Below are 20,334 nucleotides of genomic sequence, written 5' to 3' on the forward strand. Positions count from 1 at the left end.
AATCAGATTGAACGGAAGAGAGAAGCATATGAACTTGGAGCGTTCCGAGCGCATTGACATTCCGGTGCTGCCACTTCGGGATGTGGTGGTTTATCCTCACATGGTGATCCCGCTCTTTGTGGGAAGGGAAAAGTCGATACGCTGCCTTGAAGCGGCGATGGACAACGATAAGCAGATTCTATTGGTGGCGCAAAAAGATGCGGCAACCGATGACCCAAGTATCTCAGATTTATATACCGTTGGTACGGTAGCAACCATCCTACAGCTTCTTAAACTTCCAGATGGAACGGTAAAAGTTCTGGTCGAAGGGATGCAGCGTGCAAGTATTGACCAGTTTAGTGAAGACGATTTCTTCACCGCGCAAGCTGATTATCTGACCACGCCAAGTTTGGATGAGCGCGAGCAAGAAGTCCTGGTACGGACGGCGATCAGCCAGTTTGAAGGCTTTATTAAGCTCAATAAAAAGATTCCGCCGGAAGTACTGACGTCGCTAAATGGGATTGAAGAGGCGGCTCGTCTCGCCGATACCATTGCGGCCCATATGCCGCTTAAGCTTGAAGATAAGCAACAAGTTCTTGAGCTTGTTGATATTTCCGAGCGTCTAGAATATCTGATGACGATGATGGAATCTGAGATTGACTTGCTGCAAGTCGAAAAGCGGATCCGTGGTCGCGTCAAAAAACAGATGGAAAAAAGCCAGCGCGAGTATTATCTCAACGAGCAGATGAAAGCCATCCAGAAAGAACTGGGTGAGCTAGACGATGCGCCGGATGAGTTTGAAACACTAAAGCAGAAAATCGAAGAATCAAAAATGCCGCAGGAAGCACGGGAAAAAACCGAGCAAGAACTGCAAAAGCTTAAAATGATGTCGCCGATGTCTGCCGAAGCCACAGTGGTACGCAGTTATATTGACTGGATGATCAGCGTACCTTGGGCGAAACGCTCGAAAGTGAAGAAAGATTTAGCGCGCGCTGAAGAAGTATTGAATGCCGATCATTACGGCCTTGAGCGTGTCAAAGACCGGATTTTGGAGTATCTTGCGGTTCAAAACCGGATGAAAAAACTAAAAGGTCCGATTCTTTGTTTAGTCGGCCCTCCGGGTGTCGGTAAAACGTCTTTGGGGCAATCTATCGCTCGGGCAACGGGACGTAAATATACCCGTATGGCACTGGGCGGGGTTCGCGATGAAGCGGAAATCCGAGGTCATCGTCGTACCTACATCGGTTCGTTGCCCGGTAAATTGATCCAGAAAATGTCAAAAGTTGGCGTGCGTAATCCACTATTTTTGTTGGATGAGATTGATAAGGTCTCCTCTGACATGCGTGGCGACCCTTCCTCTGCGTTGTTAGAAGTCTTGGATCCCGAACAAAATAACGCCTTCAACGATCATTACTTAGAAGTGGACTATGACCTTTCTGATGTAATGTTTGTAGCAACATCGAACTCGATGAATATCCCTGGCCCATTGTTGGATCGGATGGAAGTGATTCGTTTATCGGGTTACACCGAAGATGAAAAACTGAATATTGCCAAGCGACATTTAGTGGATAAACAAGTTTCACGGAATGGTTTGAAGCCGCACGAGATCACTATCGAAGACTCGGCGATTATCGGCATTATTCGTTACTACACTCGTGAAGCGGGCGTGCGTAATCTAGAGCGTGAAATTTCTAAGCTGTGCCGTAAAACGGTTAAAGAAATTTTGCTCGATAAAGACCTAACGCAAGTCACGGTCACCAATGACAATTTATCCGACTATTTGGGTGTGCGTCGCTTCGATTACGGTAAAGCCGATGAGCAAAATCGTATCGGTCAAGTCACCGGTCTCGCTTGGACCGAAGTGGGCGGTGATCTGTTAACGATTGAAACCGAGTCCATGCCCGGTAAAGGTAAACTGACGCATACCGGCTCATTGGGTGATGTGATGCAAGAATCGGTGCAAGCGGCCATGACAGTGGTGCGTAGCCGAGCCGATAAGTTGGGGATTAATAGTGACTTCTATGAAAAGCGTGACATCCATGTGCACGTTCCAGAAGGCGCGACACCGAAAGACGGCCCCAGCGCGGGCATCGCGATGTGTACAGCTTTGGTCTCAAGCCTCACGGGTAACTCAGTGCGCTCCGACGTGGCGATGACTGGCGAAATCACGCTGCGCGGCGAAGTCCTTCCGATTGGTGGATTGAAAGAGAAGCTTCTAGCGGCACGGCGCGGTGGGATCAAAACGGTGGTGATTCCAAAAGAAAATGAGCGTGACTTGGAAGACATTCCAGCCAATGTGAAAGAAGAATTATCGATTCATCCAGTACGATGGATTGATGACGTGTTAACCATCGCATTAGTGAATAATCCGCTTGGGATTGAGCTGGTTGACGCTGAAAAGAGTGACATGCAGCAAAATTAAACAACGTAAAACGCTGACAGACCGCAAAAGGCTTGTCAGCGTTTTTTTTGCTCGCTAACGTTGTTCTTGTGTACTGTCTGCATGGGGCAGGTAGTTGCTTACAACGTCTTGCGTCGACAAAGCGTCTGTTATTGAAACCGCAATGCGCATAGGGTTTGCGGAGAAGTTATTTAAGGGGATGAAAAAGTGAACAAGTCGGAACTGATTGATCATATTGCAGAGAGTGCTGATATTTCTAAAGCCTCGGCGGGGCGAGCACTGGATGCGTTCGTAGACTCTGTCTCTGACACACTCAAGTCAGGTGATCAAGTCGCACTCGTCGGTTTTGGTACCTTCTCAGTGCGCGAACGTGCCGCCCGTAAGGGACGAAATCCGCAAACCGGTGCTGAAATTGAGATTGCCGCTGCAAAAGTACCGGGCTTTAAAGCCGGTAAAGCGTTAAAAGACGCGGTAAACGAGTAATTATCACGTGAGGTCGTGCCGAATTATTCGCGTTTGACAGGGTGTTGGAGCTGCAAAGCCACTAACAACCGCGTATAATTCGGTACACAAGAGCGTAAAGGCGCATCAAAAGATGCGCCTTTTTAGTTGAAAAACAACCAGTCCAAACCAGTTGGAGTACCGGCCCGTTATGATGGAACGTATACGCGAAGGCACCAATAGTCTTCCGGTTAAGATCATTTTAAGCCTTATTATCTTTTCCTTTGCTTTTGCCGGTGTCGGTAGTTATCTGGCCGGTGGATCCACACCGCCTGCTGCAACCGTCGGTGATAAAGAAATTAGCCGAGCGGAACTGGATCGCGCGTATCAGAATGAGCGTGCACGTATGCAGCAACAAGCGGGCGAGCAATTCAATCAGCTTCTCGGTAACCCCGAATACGTGAAACGTTTTCGCCAAAATATTCTTGATCGTATGGTGAATGACTTGCTTTTAGAGCACGAAGCCAGTGAATTAGGATTACGCGTCAGTGACGCACAAGTGAAAGCGGCGATCCGTGCCATGCCTCAATTCCGTCAGGCGGGTCAGTTTAATAACGAGCGTTATCAAGCGGCATTGCGTCAAACTGGCATGAGTGCAGATGAGTTTGCTAACTATATGCGCACGGATTTAATGCGCCAGCAGTTAGTCAATGGCTTACAAACAACCGCATTCGTATTACCTAGCGAACTAGAAAGCTTATACCGTCTCGAAGCACAGAGCCGCGAAGTGCGCACTTTAACCTTGCCAGTTGAGGACTTTGCCAACCAGGTGTCGTTAACGGATGAGGAGCTGGAAGCGTATTACCAAGCGAATCGTGATGATTATATTCAGCCACATATGGTGAAAGTCGCGTATGTGGAATTAACTGGTGAAGGGCTAGCCAGTGACATTCAAGTCACGGATGAAGACATCGCCACTTACTACCAAGACAACCAGTCTCAGTATGGCTCACAAGAGCGCCGTAAGGTTAGCCACATCTTAATTGAAGGAACAGGAGACGACGCCAAAGCTCGTGCTCAACAAACGTTAGATCGCATCAATCAAGGTGAAGCGTTTGCGACCTTGGTCAAGGAAGCCTCTGATGACACCTTTAGTGCCGAGCAAAACGGATCATTGGATTGGATTGAACCCGGTGTGATGGATCCTGCGTTTGAAAAAGCCGCTTACGCACTGGCGCAAAAAGGCGATATTAGTGGCTTAGTTAAATCTGATTTCGGCTATCATATCATTCGCTTAGATGATATTGACCCAGCCGATGTTACGCCATTGTCTGACGTAAAAGACGACATTCGTCTTGCTCTGCAACAAGAGCAAGCGGCGGATCGTTTCTATGCACAGTCAACGCAACTGGCTGAAGTGGCGTTTGAGGAGGCGAATGGCCTTGAGCCAGCCGCAGAGGCGGTGAATGCGAAGGTGCAGTTTACGGATTACTTTGCGCTCGATAATGCCCAAGGCTTAATGGCGCGCCCTCAAATCCAGCAAGCGCTTGATAGCTATGATGTGCGTGAAAATGCCCTTAACTCTGAGCTGATTGAGCTGTCAGGTGAGCACGCGATTGTGGTGCGTCTCGACGACGTGAAGCCTGAAAAGCAATTGAGTTTTGCTGAAGTAAAAGACCAAGTGCAGGCGACGCTCGCGGCAGAAAAAGGCCGCCAGCAGGCGCAAGAAAAAGCGGACCAATTGGTAGCGCAACTTGAGCAGACCGGTACGCTAGATCAGCGTGATTATGTGTTCAGTGATGCGCAAGTGATCAATCGTGTTTCTCAGCAGCAAGCGGTGTCGGAGCTCGCTTTCTCGTTGCCTCAGCCTAACGAAACAGGCGCAAGTTATGGGGTGACGCAGAACCGTCAGGGCGATATTGTGGTGGTTGCGCTGGATAACGTGATTAACCCTGCGATGCCAGACATTAGCCCACAAAGCCAAATGGCCGATCGCGTTGCACGTGCGATGAGCAATATGTCTTTGTCTGCCACACTCGAAGCGCTGCGTGAGCAAGTGGATGTGACTTATGCAGAGGTTGACGCACAACAATAAGCGAGTGTAGTGAGCGTTTAAACGCGAGAAAGCGCTCAGCGTGAGCGCTTAACAGGATCGCAGAGAGTTAGACGTCTCTCGCATTCGTTTGTGTGAAAATAGAAAAACGACGCTAGGATTTTGTCCTGCGTCGTTTTTCTGTTTGCGGGGACATGAAAAGGCGCAAGCAGTGATTTACCGTGTCGGCGATATTGATGACATGGAGATCAAAAATGAAACACCTACTATCCAGTATTCTATTTGTGTTGGCACTAGTGACTGCACCCACTGTGCTAAGCGCCAGTCAAGATGCGTCTCAGTCCTCTGAACAGGTTGAGACGCGCTCGGTGGATATTAACACTGCCAGTGTACAAATCCTCTCAGAGCAGCTCCGCGGTATTGGCCCTGCCAAAGCGAAAGCCATCGTCGACTATCGCCAGAAACACGGAAAGTTCGCCTCACCAGACGATTTAGTCGAAGTAAAAGGCATTGGCGCATTGACATTGGAGAAAAACCGCGACCGGATTAACGTGTCGTCATAGTGATGGAGAGTTCAGCGCAAAGACGTCACCGTCTTTGCGCGAATAATCCTTGTGTCTGCCGGCCGGAATGCACACAATGAAATCTGGTTGTAGGAACGTAGCAGGACGCAATGACTCACAAACAAAGTCACTTTTTTGCTCATCTTGCCCGGATGAAGCTGATTTACCGTTGGCCTTTGATGCGCAATGTTTCCGTCGAAAATATATCTGAACACAGTTTACAAGTCGCGTTTGTCGCCCACGCCTTAGCGCTTATTCACAATAAACGTTTTGAAGGGCAGTACCAGCCAGAACGTATTGCGGTGCTGGCGATGTTTCATGACTGTAGCGAGGTCATCACAGGCGATTTACCCACCCCGGTCAAATACTTTAATCCGTCGATTGCCGCTGAATATAAAAAAATCGAGAAAATGGCGGAGAAAAAGTTGATCGCCATGCTGCCGCCAGAGCTGCAGGATGAATACAGCGGGTTGATTGATTCAGACCATATTGATCCAGATGATTATTTGTTGGTGAAACAAGCGGATATTTTATGTGCTTACTTAAAGTGTCTGGAAGAAATCGCTGCCGGTAATCATGAATTTGAGCAAGCTAAGAAGCGACTTGAAGCATCACTAGAAAAGCGTCGTTCGCCAGCCACCGATTACTTTATGGCCACCTTCGTGGATAGCTTCACCTTATCGCTGGATGAGATCAGTGACGATGGATTTTGAACTGCCAGATACCTGGCAAACACGCCAGATGAGCAATGAGAACAAGAAGCGCCGTCATGATAAGCGTACCGTTTATCAGCGTGACCGTGCGCGTATTTTACATTCAGCCGCATTTCGCCGCTTACAAGCCAAAACACAGGTGTTGGGGGCTGAGCATAGCGACTTTTATCGCACCCGTTTAACCCACTCGCTCGAGGTGTCACAAATTGGCACCGGCATTGTTGCGCAGCTTAAAGAAAGACAGCCTGAGTTTCGGCCACTTTTACCGTCCACTGGGCTGATGGAAAGCTTATGTCTTGCTCATGATATTGGCCACCCGCCATACGGGCACGGTGGTGAAGTGGCATTAAATTATATGATGCGAAACGACGGTGGCTTCGAAGGCAATGCCCAGACATTTCGGATCGTGACGCTGCTTGAACCTTATACCCAACATCATGGCATGAACTTGGCGCGTCGCACTTTGCTGGGCGTAATGAAATACCCCGCGTTTATCAGCGCCGCACACAATGGTTCACAGCCAACGCCTGTCAGCGATTTTCGTCATCTCAAAGCGCGTGATTGGCAACCTGCTAAAGGTATTTATGATCATGACAGTGTACGCCGAAACTGGGTACTTGAGCCGTTCAGTGCCGCCGATCGGGCGTTATTTTTGACGTTCAGAGACAACACGCCTGCTGACCAGCATCGCAAGACGCGTTATAAGTCGTTGGATTGCTCCATTATGGAGTTAGCGGATGACATCGCTTATGGCGTCCATGATCTTGAAGATGCGATTGTGATGGGATTGGTCACCCGCGAACAATGGCAAGAGGCTGTGGCAAGTTATATCGCTGAATGCGGTGATCCTTGGTTAGAAGCCAATATTGGTGAACTGAGCGAACAAATGTTCGGTCCTCCGTATGAGCGCAAGGATGCGATCGGGGCCTTGGTCAACACCTTATTAACCTCCGTCGAGTTGGCCCCGACGGTTCAAGATGCCACCTACCGCTTTACGTCTCCTTTGTTAGCCTGGAACGCCTATCTAACCGAGGTGATGGCTGGCGTGCTTGAGGTACTGAAGCGATTTGTCAGTGAATTTGTAGTGAAGCAGCCTGAGCTTCAGGTGGTTGAGTATAAAGGTCAGCAATTGGTGATGGAGTTGTTTGACGCCTTTGCCTCTGATCCCGAGCGCCTGTTGCCTAAAGACTATCGACAAGATTGGTTAACAGCACAAACCGCAGGAGAGTCGGGTATGCGCGTGATTGCCGATTACTTATCGTCGATGACAGACAGTTTTGCCCAGAAACTACACAGCACCATGTTTACCGCCGCGAGTAACGGTCCCCTGTACGCTATTCGCTAGGACGGGGATGATTGGATGATGCCGGCATAAAGGCAAGCTGGCGATCGATCATCGCCTCAAAGCTTGTGAGTAAGGGCTGATAATGTTCACGATCACCACTTAACTCACTCAGTGCAGCAAATCCGGCCTCTAAGGTCGAAAGGGCCCCTGGCTTACCACTTTTGCGGATGGTGTATTGGCTCGGTGGCATGGTGGTAATCTTGACTGTGGGTAAATCATGGAGATTCTTTGATAACTGATACAGTTTGTAAGCTTTTTTCCATGTTCCGTCGAGTAATATGATCCCCCATGGTATCTCGCGGTCGCTTTCTTTGGCTGATGCTAATGGCTTGGTCAGCGATGATAGAGCGATAGCATGCTCGCCCGGATATAACACTGCATAGCGGCGCTGGGACCGTGCAAGCCTTTCATTCAGCGCGCGGTGCTCGCTAAAATCTTCTCCTATCCAACGCTCACAATGCTCTAATGCTAACGCGAGCAAACAAGCACTGTTTTTCGGGTGCGAGACTTCATCGGGATGCTGCAAGATAATCACCGGGATTGTATTGGTGATTGGTGTAATGGCATCGCATACGCAAATGGCTTTCGCTTTATGGCAAGATGAGCAGTATCGAGACATGATGGTCACTGTTTAATAACGGAATCAAGCAGCGCTTTACCGCTGCTTGATAATAAACGCAAGGTCGATTAAGCCGTTAGGTAGCTTGGCTATAACCGCAGAGAAAACGCTCAAAACGACTGATTGCCATTTCCAAATCATCCACCCGCGGGAGCGTGACTAACCGGAAATGGTCCGGCAGTTGCCAGTTAAAGCCGGTGCCGTGCACCATGAGGACTTTTTCTTGCAACAAAAAGTCGAGCATCAGCTTTTCGTCGTTATGGATGCTGTAGCGCTTGGTGTCGATTTTAGGAAACAAATACAATGCTCCCTTGGGTTTTTTACAACTGACCCCCGGGATCTGATTGATCAGCTCATAGGCTTTGTCGCGCTGCTCCAGTAATCGACCGCCCGGCAGGATCAATTCGTTAATGCTTTGATAACCGCCGAGCGCAGTTTGAATCGCATGCTGCATCGGTACGTTGGCACACAGGCGCATCGACGCCAGCATTTCAAGCCCATCGATATAACCACGCGCATGCTGTTTGGGCCCGGTCACGAGCATCCAACCGGCTCGAAAACCACAGACTCGATACGCTTTAGACAAACCGTTAAAGGTCAAACAAAGCACATCGGGAGCCAGGGTAGCGATAGAATAATGCTGCGCCCCGTCATAGAGAATTTTATCGTAAATCTCGTCGGCAAAAATGATCAAATTATGCTGGCGGGCCAGCTCGACAACCTGCAACAAAAAGTCACGGCTATAGACGGCGCCGGTCGGGTTATTGGGGTTAATCAACACCAGTCCGCGAGTCTTTGGCGTAATTTTGCGCTTGATATCGTCTAAATCTGGATACCAATCAGACTCCTCATCACACAGATAGTGGACCGGATTACCGCCTGATAACGATGCTGCGGCTGTCCAAAGTGGATAATCGGGCGAGGGCACGAGTAGCTCATCGCCATTATTCAGTAACGCTTGCATGGCCATGACGATCAGTTCGGAGGCGCCATTGCCCAGGTAGACATCTTCGACATCCAGATCCATCAAGCCGCGCTTTTGGTAGTGCTGTACAACGGCTTTTCGGGCTGAATAAAGGCCTTTCGAATCACAATATCCTTGCGAGGTTGGCAAATTCCGAATCACATCGACGAGGATTTCGTCTGGGGCATCAAAACCAAACGGCGCAGGATTGCCGATATTGAGCTTTAAAATCCGGTGGCCTTCCTCTTCTAGCCGTTTGGCTTCTTTCATCACTGGGCCGCGAATATCATAACAGACATTATCCAGCTTGGCGGACATACCGATTGGTTGCATTACCCTTCCTGTCAATCAAAGGTGAAAATTGTTATTAGGCTTTTTAAGTAACTTACACTATTTCTCACCCTCTTAGAAAGATGGTTGATCGATTTGATCAGTATTGGTTGAATCGAGTGCTGTTTCGCTTGTGTCGGCAAAAAATCGGCCAATTTTAACCGAAGACTGATCTAGCGCATATTTGTCTTATGCCCTCACAGGTTAGACTGACAAGCAAGAATAACGTGCTACATAAATAGCAGCAGGTATAGACTTGCGAATAGGACTGCCGCCTAGGCGGTTGGAGGATGTCGTGACTACCTTGATTCAAGCGGCCAATTACTTGCAAAGCCAGTTGGCGATCAGTCAAGCGCCAACACAGTTGCAAACCGATTTTACTTGGCCAGGAGATTTATCACCGATTGCGTGGCTAGACGCCCAGCCTGTCTACCCGAAAAGCTATTGGCAGTCGCGTGATGGCCGGGAAGAGGTGCTAGTACTGGGCGCCTGTCGTCAGTTTACGCAAATTCAGCAGGCGCAGGCTAGCTTATTACCCGAGCAGCGAATCTGGGGATGTGTTGCGTTTGATGATGCACCAGGCAGTGGTGATTTCTTTCTTCCCGTGGTGGAGCTTATTCGTCGCGATAAGCAATGGCAGCTTTGTGTCAATCTCATCGCTGAAACTGACAGCCAAGCTATTCTTAGCCAAATTATCTGGCAAGGCCGACCCCTCGCGCCGATGGCTGGACGGATCCGTCAAGAAGTACATACCCCAAACCATCATCAATGGTGTCACTCGGTGACGCGTGCATTGTCAAACATGGCCCACACTGAGCTGAAAAAAGTGGTGCTTGCGCGGCAAACCCGTTTAACCTTGGACGGGGCGGTGAGCGGTGGACAGCTTCTTAGCCACAGCCAACAACATAACAGCGAGAGTTTCCATTTTCTGTTCGCAACGGGGCCTGACGATGCTTTTGTCGGGTCGACCCCAGAGCGACTCTATCGGCGTCGAGATTGTCGCGTGACCACAGAAGCGGTCGCGGGCACCGTGCGTCGCGGCGCGAGCTTTAGTGAAGATCATCATCTCGGTGAGTGGTTGCTAAACGACAGTAAAAACGTTCATGAGAATCAGTTGGTCGTTGATGATATTTTTGCCGGCTTACGGCGTCATTCGTTAACGATTACCGTTGATCCTGACCCCCATTTGATTGTGCTCCGTCATCTTCAGCATTTGCGTCGTCGTATTAGTGCCATCGTTGGTCCTGGTGTCGATGACAGTGTGATCTTGGGCGCGCTTCAACCGACTGCTGCGGTGGCGGGACTTCCTCGTGATACGGCCCGTGCGTTTCTCGCCGAACAAGGGATCACACGCGGTCGTTACAGTGGAGCCGTGGGCTATATTTCACAACGTGAAAGCCAATTTTGTGTGGCGATCCGAAGCGCGCAATTGACCGATAATACGGTGGATTTATTTGCGGGGGCAGGAATTGTTCCCGGCTCTGATCCTGAGGCTGAGTGGCAAGAGTTAGATAACAAACTGACGACCATGCGTCAGTGTCTCCCTTATCGTCATGCCCACGAGCACGACGACGCCATTGTTGGAGTGTGTTAATGTCGCTGACACTCACGCATATATGGGCCGAAACCCTTATCGACGAGTTATCGCGCTTGGGCGTCAAACATATTTGTATTGCTCCAGGATCGCGATCGACGCCGCTCACACTGGCCGCCGTGAAACAAAGTCAGCGCCCCCAGCGTCCGGTCACCTTACATTGTCACTTTGATGAACGTGGTCTCGGTTACCTTGCTTTAGGCTTAGCCAAAGCCGAACAGGCACCGGTGGCAGTGATTGTCACTTCCGGAACCGCGGTGGCGAATTGTTTGCCTGCGGTAGTCGAGAGCGGGTTAACCGGTGAGCCATTAATCATTCTGTCTGCAGATCGTCCGTTTGAATTGGTCGATTGCGGGGCGAACCAAGCGATTGTGCAGCGCGATCTGTTTTCGTCCCATGTTACTGCCCAACTGGATTTACCTACGCCAGACGCGGGGATGCCACTGAGTGCTTTATTGACCAAGGTGGATCAGGTGCTTGCCCATCAAGCGGCACGTGGTGGCAGTGTGCATATTAATTGCCCGTTTCGAGAGCCATTCTATGGCGAACGAGATGCAGCGCTTGAGGCTGAGATCCGTGCGCCGATTGCTAACTGGCATCAAAGCCAACAAAGCTATACGCGCCATCATGGACGGTTTTCTACGTCGATGGAGCAAGATAGCCTCCCGCCCAGTTTGCCATCCGATCGCCCCGTAAAAACGGTGATTGTGGCGGGTGCGCTGCCGCACGGATTATCAGCATCGGTTAACCGCTTAGCCACAGCGCTGAATGCGGTGGTATTAGCCGACCCGCAATCGGGCATCACGAGCACGGCACCTGGCTACGATCTTTGGTTAAACCATCCCAACTTGCAGGCGCAGTTGTCTCAGGCGCAATGGGTGATCCAGCTCGGCGGGCGTTTAGTGTCAAAACGCTTGGGACAATGGTTGGCGCAAACCTCGGCGCAATATTGGTTGGTGACGGATAACGCGCAGCCACTTGATCCTCATCATCGGGCGGTTGAACAGTGTGTTGTCGACAAGCGCCACTGGTCGTTATGGCTTGATGCACTGACTGACCAGGTGAGTGCGGCGTGCTCAACGTCTGAAGAGCTCACTGTGTCGGCGGACTCGCCCCTTGTTTGGCAACAAACATTGACGTATGAGGCGCGAGCACAGATGGAGAAAGCGACTGACAGGCTCTCTCCCTCATTGCTGTCAGAGCATCGCTTATTTCAACAATTACCCACGATGCTTCCCGAGGACGTCGATATTTTTATCGGCAACAGCCTAGCGATTCGTTTGGCGGATATTTGGTCGCAACTTGGCGCCTATCCGGTGTTTGCCAATCGCGGTGCGTCAGGCATTGACGGGCTATTTGCCTGCGCTGCAGGCGTTCAGCGATGCCGACGTCAGCCGATGCTGGTGGTGCTTGGCGACACGAGCGCGCTTTACGATCTTAATAGTCTTGCACTATGGCGTGAGACGGCTGCCCCGGCAGCCATGCTTATCCTCAATAACAATGGCGGCGGCATTTTTGATTCCTTGCCAGTCGATCCGCAGCTTTGTGACGCCTATTATCGCATGCCGCACGGTCTGCGCTTTGAGCAGGTTGCCGCGCAATTTTCCTTGAACTATCAACAACCAACCTGCGAATCTGATCTCGCGGCTGCGCTCGTCCAAGCGTTTAATACACCAGGGACTGATGTGATTGAAGTGGTGACGCCCGCGGGTGAAGCGGGGAAAATCTTAACAGAGCAACTTGCCAATATGGCAGCGCAGGAGGGGTGATGCTGGGGTATCAGCAGGGGGGCAAGGTGGACGGTCCCAAGGTGGTTTTTTTGCACGGTTTGCTGGGGAGTCAACAAGATTGGCAAGGTGTTACCTCGCGCTTAAAAGCCTGTCACTGGCTCTGTCTTGATTTACCCGGCCATGGTGACAGTGTTGATTGTCCAAGCGTTGATTTTGCCACTACTGTCGACGCGGTGCGCCAGACCTGTGACCAGGTGTGGGGGAATCAGCCAGCGTATTTAGTGGGGTATTCGCTTGGTGCACGCATCGCGATGCATTTAGCCACCGCGTATCCAGCTCGTTGGCAGGGTGTATTCCTCGAAGCGGGACACCCTGGTTTACTGCATCGCTATGAACGTCATCAACGGTTGGTCCATGATCAAGCCTGGGCTCAGCGCTTTACGCATGAGCCGCTCTCGATGGTATTAAACGATTGGTATCAGCAATCGGTGTTTCAATCCCTTGATGCGACGCAGCGCGTCAAACTGATGACAGTGCGTGGTGACAACCATGGGCCCGCGATTGCCGCTATGCTCGATGCCACATCGCTCGGTCGGCAAGCTGATCTGCGTCCCGCATTAGGTGATGCGTTGCGACAAGGGTTGTCGATTGACTACCTTTGTGGGGAGCAAGATCCTAAGTTTATCTCGTTGGCCCACTCGCTACAGCGCACAACCGGGATCCCCTTCACTTTGATAAAAGGGGCGGGACATAATTGTCATTGGGCCAATCCGTCGTCGTTTGTGCAGGTGCTATCAGATAACGATCGGTTATCAGCGTAACGATTTTTATCTTCCAATTTTCGGGGCCTTGTACCCCATCAACCAATTAAGGGGAAAGCCATGGCTGTAACGCCGGGAATGACCGAACAAGAACTGTATGCACCCATTGACTGGATGCCGACTGAGCTAACGTTTAGCGATATTTTGTATCACAAATCCGCTGATGGTATTGCGCGTATCACCATTAACCGCCCTCAGGTTCGTAATGCGTTTCGTCCGCAAACCGTTAAAGAAATGATGCAAGCGCTCGCCGATGCGCGCTATGACAGCCGAGTAGGCGTGATCATTCTGACCGGTTTAGGCGAAAAAGCGTTTTGCTCTGGGGGCGATCAATCGGTACGTGGTGATTATGGCGGCTATCAAGACGACGAAGGCACTCATCACCTGAATGTGCTCGACTTCCAGCGTCAGATCCGCACCTGTCCCAAACCTGTGATTGCCGCGGTTGCCGGTTATGCTGTCGGTGGTGGTCATGTTCTGCATATGATGTGTGATCTAACCATTGCGGCCGATAACGCCCAATTTGGTCAAACAGGCCCCAAAGTAGGCAGTTTCGACGGCGGCTGGGGTGCCTCTTATATGGCGCGGATTGTGGGGCAGAAAAAAGCGCGTGAAATCTGGTTCCTTTGCCGTTTTTACAATGCGCAAGAAGCGTTGGACATGGGACTGGTCAATACAGTGGTGCCCTTGGACGAGCTCGAGCGAGAGACCGTACGCTGGTGTCGCGAGGTGCTGCAGCATAGCCCAATGGCATTGCGGTGTTTAAAAGCGGCACTCAATGCCGATTGCGATGGTCAAGCAGGGCTTCAAGAATTAGCCGGCAACGCCACCATGATGTTTTACATGACCGACGAAGGGCAAGAAGGGCGAAATGCCTTTAACGAGAAACGTCGGCCAGAGTTTGATCGTTTCCCACGCAACCCATAGAGGTCTTTATGAGACAGGCACGGATATATCAATACACCTTGCCGGTCACTGCCGGTCTATTTTTACGTGACCAGCGTTTAACCCAGCGTGAAGGCTTGGTGGTGGAATTAAGCGAAGGCGCACAACGCGGGTGGGGCGAAATTGCCCCTTTGCCTGGATTTAGTCAGGAAACCTTCGCCGAAGCACGGCACGCTCTGATTGCCGCGACTGCTGTTTGGTGTGATCACCGTAATATCGCCATGCCCCAATTGCCACCTTCGGTTGCATGGGGGTTAAGCATTGCCCAAGCGGAATTGGATCAACGCTTGCCGACCCCGTCCTCGTTTCAGACGGTGCCCGTGTGTACCGGCGATCCGGACGCGCTATTCGCCGCACTGGGACATGTGTCGGGTGGCCCGCACTCGGGTGGCCCGCATTCGGGTGGCCCGCACTCGGATGATCCATCCGATGAAGCCAAAGTTAAAGTGGGTGAGTATGAAGTGGCGCGTGATCGCTTAATGGTGACCACATTGCTCGATGCCATTCCTCACCTTAGGTTGCGTCTTGATGCCAATCGCCGTTGGCGGCCTGAACAACTTGCGGCCTTTTGGTGTGGTCTGAGTCAGGCGCATCAAGCGCGAATAAGCTGGATTGAAGAGCCCTGTCGTGATCCTTATCAGTCTCTTGCTCAAGCAGAGGCATTAGGGGTGCCATTAGCATGGGATGAAACCTTGCGAGATAGCGACGACACAGGGTTAAAAGAAAGTGATCGTGTAAGGACTTGGGTGATCAAACCAACAATGATGGGTGATTTTGCGCAGGTGAGTCAATCCGTTACACGCGCACACGCACTCGGTAAAATAGCCGTCATTAGCTCATCACTTGAAACCAGCTTGGGACTGACGCAACTATCGCGCGTTGCCAGCTCGCTCACCCCGAATGTTGTGCCTGGGCTCGATACCTTGGGCGTGTTTGAACAACAGCTAGATCGAACATGGCCTGGCGCCAATCAGCCTTTGATTCCACTCGATGATCAGCCGTTAATTTGGGTCAACACCTTGTGACGTCGCACTGCTTTGCTTTTAACACCTGGCCGTGGCGTTACTGGGCGGCTGACGCGCCTGATGCCATCGCGATAGATAGCGAGACCCCCCTCACATGGCAGGCGTTGCGTGCTTTAGTCGATGCCCAGCAGCGGAGGTTCAATGATGCGCCAATGGTGGTATTAAATAGCCACGATGCCCTGCAGTCTTTGGTGGTCACCTTGTTGGCTGCTTGGCAAGCCGGTAAACAAACCTTGGTATTAAATCAGGCATTAAGTGCGGATGTACAAACGGCAGTGCTCGATAATCTAGGTCCTTTTCAATGGGCCCACGCTCACCAATCGGTGCCTGACGCGCAATCGGCACGCAATATCGCGCCTTGGCATATCGACATGCCGTTAACCCTTACCTTGACGTCAGGATCGACTGGCGCGCCCAAAGCGGTGGTACACGGCGCGCGTCAGCATCTTGCCAGTGCTGCCGGTCTGATCAAGCGGCTACCGTTTACAGGCGTCCGTGCCTCTCAAACGCCGGATCGTTGGTTGCTTTCTTTACCGCTTTATCACGTCTCTGGTCTTGCCATTGTGTGGCGTTGGTTGTTAGCCGGGGGGGAGCTTGGCATTTATCCGTGTCGAGGCGAGCACTTAGTCAATGCGTTAAAACGGGTGACCCATGCATCTCTAGTCCCAACCCAGCTCTATCGCGTCTTGCCCGCATTGAAGGACGAGGCCGAACCACGGCGTTTGGCCCATGTATTATTAGGCGGTGCGGCGATCCCCACCGCTTTAACCCAAGACGCCGAAGCGATGGGCATTGCCTGCTGGTGCGGCTATGGTATGACGGAAACGGCATCAACCGTGACGTTAAAGCGTGCCGATGGTCAAGATGATGTCGGCGCGCCGCTGCCTTTTCGTGATGTGCAGATACGTGACGATGGTGAGATTATCCATCGTGGTGAGACGTTAGCTTTGGGATATTGGCAAGCGGGCCAGCTACACCGCTTAGATGCCGAGCAAGGCCTTGCGTCGCGGGATCTCGGCCGTTGGCAGGCCCAGCAGGCGGTGTCGGTACTACGCATTGTCGGACGTCTAGATAATCAATTTATTTGCGGCGGCGAGAATGTTCAACCTGAAGCGATCGAAGCGCATTTACAGCGGTTGAAAGGCGTGACGCAAGCGATGGTTGTCCCGATTGTCGATCGCGAATTCGGTCATCGCCCACTAGCCATTGTGCAGAGCGCGAGCCCTTTTTCGCCCCGAGTGTTGGCCGATCATTGTGCCTCACTGGCGCCGTATCAGCGCCCGGCTCATTACCTTTGTTGGCCTGAGACGCAACAAGACGGCCAAATCAAACCGTCTCGTCACGCTTTGGCCCAATGGGCGCAAGCTTATATGAAGAGTTAAGCGTTATCTTCTTGGAGGCGAATCACTTCGTCACGCAAATAGTCAGCATTTGCTTGCTCAGGTTCAACCGCTGGCCCGGCGGCAACCGTCACCTTAGACCAAAACCGTTTTGGAAGCTTTAACATCGCTTTGCCGCCATGGCGGCTGAAGTAACTGCCCCACAATCCTTGCAATGCAAGGGGCACAACGGGGACCGGTGAGCGTTGCAATATCATGTCCATACCCCGGCGGAACTGATCAACCTCCCCATCATAAGTAAGGTGTCCTTCAGGGAAAATGAGCACGACTTCGCCATTATCCAGCGCACGTTGGATCTCATTCATCGCGGTACGAATTGTGCGGCCACGATGACTAATAGGGATCACTTTTGAGGTGCGGAAAAACCAATGAAGAACCGGGATCTTGTATAAGTCTTCAAACATCACAAAGCGTATAGGGCGATGACAGGCGCCGGCGAGTAAAGGGGCATCCATGTAACTGACATGATTACAAATCAGCAGTGCGCCCCCTTTGTCGGGAATATGGTGCAGATCTTTGTGCGTCACACGGTATAAGGTGTGCGTGATCATCCAGGTAAAAAAGCGTAGAGCAAAAATAGGCACGAGCTTACTGACGTAAAGCGCGACCACCAGATTGAGTAAAGTGAGCAACAGGAAAAATTCCGCAATCGAGAGCTCAACGACCACCAACATGGTGATCCCCAGTATGGCACTGGCCACCATAAACAAGGCATTAAAGATATTGTTCGCGGCAATCACACGCGCACGTGCGGCTTTATCGGCGCGTTGTTGCATCAAGCTATACAGGGGCACAATAAATATGCCACCAAAAACGCCGATCATCAGCAGATCAATAAACACCCAAGTTAACGCCGGGTCGGTGACAAAAGCGAGCAAATCAGCGTGAGGTGTTGGGTTGGCCGGAGTAGCAAAAAATAGATGCAGTCCAAACACCGTTAAACCAATGCTGCCCAATGGCACAATCCCAGGTTCGATACGATGGCCAGAGAGCTTGTCGCACAATAATGCGCCGACCGCGATCCCGATCGAAAATAGCGTCAATAAAAACGAGACACCCGTTTCACCGCCCCCGAGCAGTGCCGTGTATTTCGGAAATTGTGTGAGATAACTTGCGCCTAAAAACCAAAACCAGCTTATGCCTAGTATCGCTTGCAGGGTTACCTTATCTTTACGCGCAAAGCGCAAGGTTTGCCGCATCAGTGATACGGGTTTGTAGCGTAAGTTGAGTCCGGGGTTACCTGCTGGCGCGGGGGGAATAGCATGAGCGGAGAGCACCCCCAGTAAAGCAAAGACGAGTACCGCAATCCCCGCAATAAGATTGGAATCAGGATGATGGGCGATAAAGCCCGCTAATAATGTCCCGAGCAGAATGGATAAAAATGTCCCCGTTTCTACCAACGCATTGCCAGAGACCAGCTCTTTATCACTCAAGGTTTGCGGTAACAGTGCATATTTCACCGGACCAAAAAAGGCCGATTGAGTGCCCATTAAAAACAAGAGAGCCAAGAGGACGATCCATGCTTGGACATACAGTGCGACGGCTGCACAAGACATAATCAGCACTTCCAGCCACTTTACTCGTCGCATAATCCACGCTTTATCGTGTTTATCGGCAAGCTCACCGGCAAACGCTGAAAACAAGAAAAAGGGAAGAATAAACAGCCCGGCAGCCGCATTGATAAATAAGGTGGCATCCATAGGGAGCTGATCTGCGGAGGCAAACGCGACCATGATCACCAATACGTTTTTATAAACGTTGTCGTTAAAGGCGCCCAGTGCCTGAGTAATAAAATAAGGCAAAAAGCGTCGCTCGCGCAAAAGTTGAAACTGTTGGCTCATGAGTGCATTGGTCCATTTTAGCAAGGCGGTCAGCGCGTTATACTAGCAATGCGAGGCGGAGGCGCAACCCATTAAAGATTGCGCCGTCATAACGTTAGCGGGGGATTAGCGATGATTACGAAAAGGTTTGCATGTTTTTAATCGAGACTTGCTCGTTCAAGGTCCAAAAGTCGTAGAGAATACCTACTAAGAAAAAGCCCCCCGTAAACAAGTAGATAATTCCCGTGATCCACTTTCCCATATACATACGGTGAATGCCTAAGACCCCTAGAAAAGTCAGCAAAAGCCAAGCAATGGTAAAGTCAGTCGAACCGCTACGAAAACGAAGGTCGGCTTCTTTATCCATGGCCGGAATTAAGAACAAATCGACAATCCAACCAATTAAAAACAGCCCTAGAGTAAAAAACCAAATAGTGCCGGTCACCGGTTTACCGTAATAAAAGCGGTGTGAACCAAGAAAACCAAAGATCCAGAGTAGGTAACCGACGACTTTGCTGTGTGTATCATTCATGGTTCGGGCCTGTATGTGTCTTTAAGTTAGATAATGGCTTGGAGTGCAGTGGCGTCAAATGGTTCCTTAACGCGCAAAAACAACGGCGAAGAGGTGATGTTTGGTAACAATTTCTTTATCCCCTTTAATTGACTTCATCGATAAAGACTCTAGCATGAGAAGCGTCTTAAACCACAGATGATGCGATCATGAAAAAATTACTTTCTGTTGCAGCTTTGATGTTTGTCTTTGTTGTCACAGCGCCCTATGCAGAAGCGAAGCGCTTTGGCGGCGGCAAGTCCTTCGGTAAAAGCTTCAAAACGGCGCCAGCGCCAAAAAATAACACCACAAACACTGATACGCTCAAGCAAAATACCACCAACAGCGGCAAAAAAGGGCTCGCGGGTGGTCTGCTGGGTGGCTTGCTTGCTGGTGGCCTGCTCGCTGCCTTCTTTGGCGGCGCCTTTGAGGGGATCCAGTTTATGGACATCCTGATCATGGGTCTGATTGCCTACTTTGCACTGAAGTTTTTACGCGGATTGACGCAAGCGAAGGCGGGTGCCCAAGCACAAGGGCCAGCCTATGCGGGTGAGAGTAAAGGTTATTATCATCAGCAACCTAATGCCTTTCGAAACCATGCGGCTGATAGCTCAAGCGGGGCTGCGACAGGTGGTTTTGGTGCCGACACGCAAAATGATGTGCCGTTTAACTTTCCGCCACAGTTCGATATGCAAAGTTTTTTAAGTGGTGCGCGTGAGCACTATCGTATTTTGCAAGGTGCATGGAACCACAATGAATTAGAAAAGATCCAAGAATACGTCACGCCTGAGCTATACAACGACTTAGCGGCAGAACGCGCGCGCTTAGGTACTGAGCAACATACCGAAGTGATGTACGTCGATGCAGAGATTGTCCGTGCTGATCACGACAGCCATCGCGCACAGTTAAGCTTAAAATTCACCGGCCGTTATTGTGACCGTGTGGAGGGTGTTGAAGAGGATATTACCGATATCTGGCATCTTGAGCGTGACTTGTCCCAAGCCAATGCGCCTTGGCTGATTGTGGGTATCCAAAGCTAAT

17 protein-coding genes are annotated in these 20,334 nt (G+C 50.8%); 13 read left to right on the top strand and 4 right to left on the bottom strand.

What is annotated here, in order from left to right; genetic code table 11:
- Nucleotides 1-28 precede the first annotated feature (28 nt).
- The 6 genes from lon (at nt 29) to BZG77_RS04410 (ending at nt 7,495) form a co-directional block, all read left to right on the top strand.
- A complete protein-coding gene (lon, locus tag BZG77_RS04385; RefSeq protein ID WP_077460345.1) occupies nt 29-2,401 on the top strand; it encodes an endopeptidase La in 2,373 nt (790 codons plus the stop codon).
- Nucleotides 2,402-2,587: 186 nt separating this feature from the next.
- Nucleotides 2,588-2,863, top strand: coding sequence for a nucleoid-associated protein HU-beta (hupB, locus tag BZG77_RS04390; RefSeq protein WP_077646341.1), 276 nt, complete (start codon nt 2,588-2,590; stop codon nt 2,861-2,863).
- 169 nt (nt 2,864-3,032) lie between these two features.
- Nucleotides 3,033-4,916: a peptidylprolyl isomerase gene (gene ppiD, locus BZG77_RS04395; RefSeq protein WP_077646342.1), complete on the top strand. Its 1,884-nt coding sequence runs from the start codon at nt 3,033-3,035 to the stop codon at nt 4,914-4,916.
- 212 nt (nt 4,917-5,128) lie between these two features.
- On the top strand, nt 5,129-5,437 hold the full coding sequence (locus BZG77_RS04400) for a ComEA family DNA-binding protein (RefSeq protein WP_077646343.1): 309 nt from the start codon (nt 5,129-5,131) through the stop codon (nt 5,435-5,437).
- Between the two features lie 110 nt (nt 5,438-5,547).
- Entirely contained in the window at nt 5,548-6,150 is a 603-nt protein-coding gene (gene yfbR, locus BZG77_RS04405; protein ID WP_021022254.1) for a 5'-deoxynucleotidase, read from the top strand.
- Complete coding sequence (locus BZG77_RS04410; protein WP_077646344.1) at nt 6,140-7,495, top strand: anti-phage deoxyguanosine triphosphatase; 1,356 nt, start codon at nt 6,140-6,142, stop codon at nt 7,493-7,495. Before yfbR ends, BZG77_RS04410 begins: the two co-directional genes overlap by 11 nt.
- Here BZG77_RS04410 and BZG77_RS04415 read toward each other — a convergent pair.
- Nucleotides 7,485-8,114: a tRNA-uridine aminocarboxypropyltransferase gene (locus tag BZG77_RS04415; protein WP_077646345.1), complete on the bottom strand. Its 630-nt coding sequence runs from the start codon at nt 8,112-8,114 to the stop codon at nt 7,485-7,487. The genes BZG77_RS04410 and BZG77_RS04415 overlap by 11 nt on opposite strands.
- Before the next feature lie 76 nt (nt 8,115-8,190).
- On the bottom strand, nt 8,191-9,411 hold the full coding sequence (locus BZG77_RS04420; RefSeq protein ID WP_077646346.1) for a pyridoxal phosphate-dependent aminotransferase: 1,221 nt from the start codon (nt 9,409-9,411) through the stop codon (nt 8,191-8,193).
- 292 nt (nt 9,412-9,703) lie between these two features.
- On the opposite strand from BZG77_RS04420, the gene BZG77_RS04425 reads away from it, so the two are divergent.
- Genes BZG77_RS04425 through BZG77_RS04450 form a run of 6 tightly spaced genes read left to right on the top strand, consistent with a single transcriptional unit; the run spans nt 9,704 to nt 16,905 of the window.
- Complete coding sequence (locus BZG77_RS04425; RefSeq protein ID WP_158011413.1) at nt 9,704-11,002, top strand: isochorismate synthase; 1,299 nt, start codon at nt 9,704-9,706, stop codon at nt 11,000-11,002.
- Nucleotides 11,002-12,771: a 2-succinyl-5-enolpyruvyl-6-hydroxy-3-cyclohexene-1-carboxylic-acid synthase gene (gene menD / locus BZG77_RS04430; protein ID WP_077646347.1), complete on the top strand. Its 1,770-nt coding sequence runs from the start codon at nt 11,002-11,004 to the stop codon at nt 12,769-12,771. Before BZG77_RS04425 ends, menD begins: the two co-directional genes overlap by 1 nt.
- On the top strand, nt 12,771-13,553 hold the full coding sequence (menH, locus tag BZG77_RS04435; protein WP_077646348.1) for a 2-succinyl-6-hydroxy-2,4-cyclohexadiene-1-carboxylate synthase: 783 nt from the start codon (nt 12,771-12,773) through the stop codon (nt 13,551-13,553). The genes menD and menH overlap by 1 nt, the downstream gene beginning before the upstream one ends.
- Before the next feature lie 60 nt (nt 13,554-13,613).
- Nucleotides 13,614-14,480 (top strand): 1,4-dihydroxy-2-naphthoyl-CoA synthase, encoded by an 867-nt coding sequence (gene menB, locus BZG77_RS04440; protein WP_077576286.1) that lies wholly within the window; start codon nt 13,614-13,616, stop codon nt 14,478-14,480.
- Between the two features lie 8 nt (nt 14,481-14,488).
- Nucleotides 14,489-15,523: an o-succinylbenzoate synthase gene (gene menC, locus BZG77_RS04445; RefSeq protein WP_077646349.1), complete on the top strand. Its 1,035-nt coding sequence runs from the start codon at nt 14,489-14,491 to the stop codon at nt 15,521-15,523.
- Nucleotides 15,520-16,905, top strand: a complete 1,386-nt coding sequence (locus BZG77_RS04450; RefSeq protein ID WP_077646350.1) for an AMP-binding protein — start codon at nt 15,520-15,522, stop codon at nt 16,903-16,905. The genes menC and BZG77_RS04450 overlap by 4 nt, the downstream gene beginning before the upstream one ends.
- Here BZG77_RS04450 and BZG77_RS04455 read toward each other — a convergent pair.
- Together BZG77_RS04455 and BZG77_RS04460 are read right to left on the bottom strand one after the other, a co-directional pair.
- Nucleotides 16,902-18,764 (bottom strand): MFS transporter, encoded by a 1,863-nt coding sequence (locus BZG77_RS04455; protein ID WP_077646351.1) that lies wholly within the window; start codon nt 18,762-18,764, stop codon nt 16,902-16,904. The two genes, BZG77_RS04450 and BZG77_RS04455, sit on opposite strands and share 4 nt — an antisense overlap.
- Before the next feature lie 115 nt (nt 18,765-18,879).
- Nucleotides 18,880-19,275 (bottom strand): NINE protein, encoded by a 396-nt coding sequence (locus BZG77_RS04460; RefSeq protein WP_021022265.1) that lies wholly within the window; start codon nt 19,273-19,275, stop codon nt 18,880-18,882.
- A 188-nt stretch (nt 19,276-19,463) separates the two neighbouring features.
- Between BZG77_RS04460 and BZG77_RS04465 the strand changes: the two genes are divergently transcribed.
- Nucleotides 19,464-20,333 (top strand): Tim44 domain-containing protein, encoded by an 870-nt coding sequence (locus BZG77_RS04465; protein WP_077646352.1) that lies wholly within the window; start codon nt 19,464-19,466, stop codon nt 20,331-20,333.
- The last annotated feature ends 1 nt before the right edge of the window (nt 20,334 follow it).

Origin of the sequence: Salinivibrio sp. IB643 (assembly GCF_001996105.1) — a bacterium.
GTDB lineage: Bacteria > Pseudomonadota > Gammaproteobacteria > Enterobacterales > Vibrionaceae > Salinivibrio > Salinivibrio costicola.

Excerpts from the sequence above, each read along its gene's own strand:
- lon (WP_077460345.1), top strand. The coding sequence starts at position 29 with ATGAACTTGGAGCGTTCCGAGCGCATTGACATTCCGGTGCTGCCACTT.
- ppiD (WP_077646342.1), top strand. The coding sequence starts at position 3,033 with ATGATGGAACGTATACGCGAAGGCACCAATAGTCTTCCGGTTAAGATC.
- BZG77_RS04400 (WP_077646343.1), top strand. The coding sequence starts at position 5,129 with ATGAAACACCTACTATCCAGTATTCTATTTGTGTTGGCACTAGTGACT.
- yfbR (WP_021022254.1), top strand. The coding sequence starts at position 5,548 with ATGACTCACAAACAAAGTCACTTTTTTGCTCATCTTGCCCGGATGAAG.
- BZG77_RS04410 (WP_077646344.1), top strand. The coding sequence starts at position 6,140 with ATGGATTTTGAACTGCCAGATACCTGGCAAACACGCCAGATGAGCAAT.
- BZG77_RS04415 (WP_077646345.1), bottom strand. The coding sequence starts at position 8,114 with ATGTCTCGATACTGCTCATCTTGCCATAAAGCGAAAGCCATTTGCGTA.
- BZG77_RS04420 (WP_077646346.1), bottom strand. The coding sequence starts at position 9,411 with ATGCAACCAATCGGTATGTCCGCCAAGCTGGATAATGTCTGTTATGAT.
- menD (WP_077646347.1), top strand. The coding sequence starts at position 11,002 with ATGTCGCTGACACTCACGCATATATGGGCCGAAACCCTTATCGACGAG.
- menH (WP_077646348.1), top strand. The coding sequence starts at position 12,771 with ATGCTGGGGTATCAGCAGGGGGGCAAGGTGGACGGTCCCAAGGTGGTT.
- menB (WP_077576286.1), top strand. The coding sequence starts at position 13,614 with ATGGCTGTAACGCCGGGAATGACCGAACAAGAACTGTATGCACCCATT.
- menC (WP_077646349.1), top strand. The coding sequence starts at position 14,489 with ATGAGACAGGCACGGATATATCAATACACCTTGCCGGTCACTGCCGGT.
- BZG77_RS04455 (WP_077646351.1), bottom strand. The coding sequence starts at position 18,764 with ATGAGCCAACAGTTTCAACTTTTGCGCGAGCGACGCTTTTTGCCTTAT.
- BZG77_RS04460 (WP_021022265.1), bottom strand. The coding sequence starts at position 19,275 with ATGAATGATACACACAGCAAAGTCGTCGGTTACCTACTCTGGATCTTT.
- BZG77_RS04465 (WP_077646352.1), top strand. The coding sequence starts at position 19,464 with ATGAAAAAATTACTTTCTGTTGCAGCTTTGATGTTTGTCTTTGTTGTC.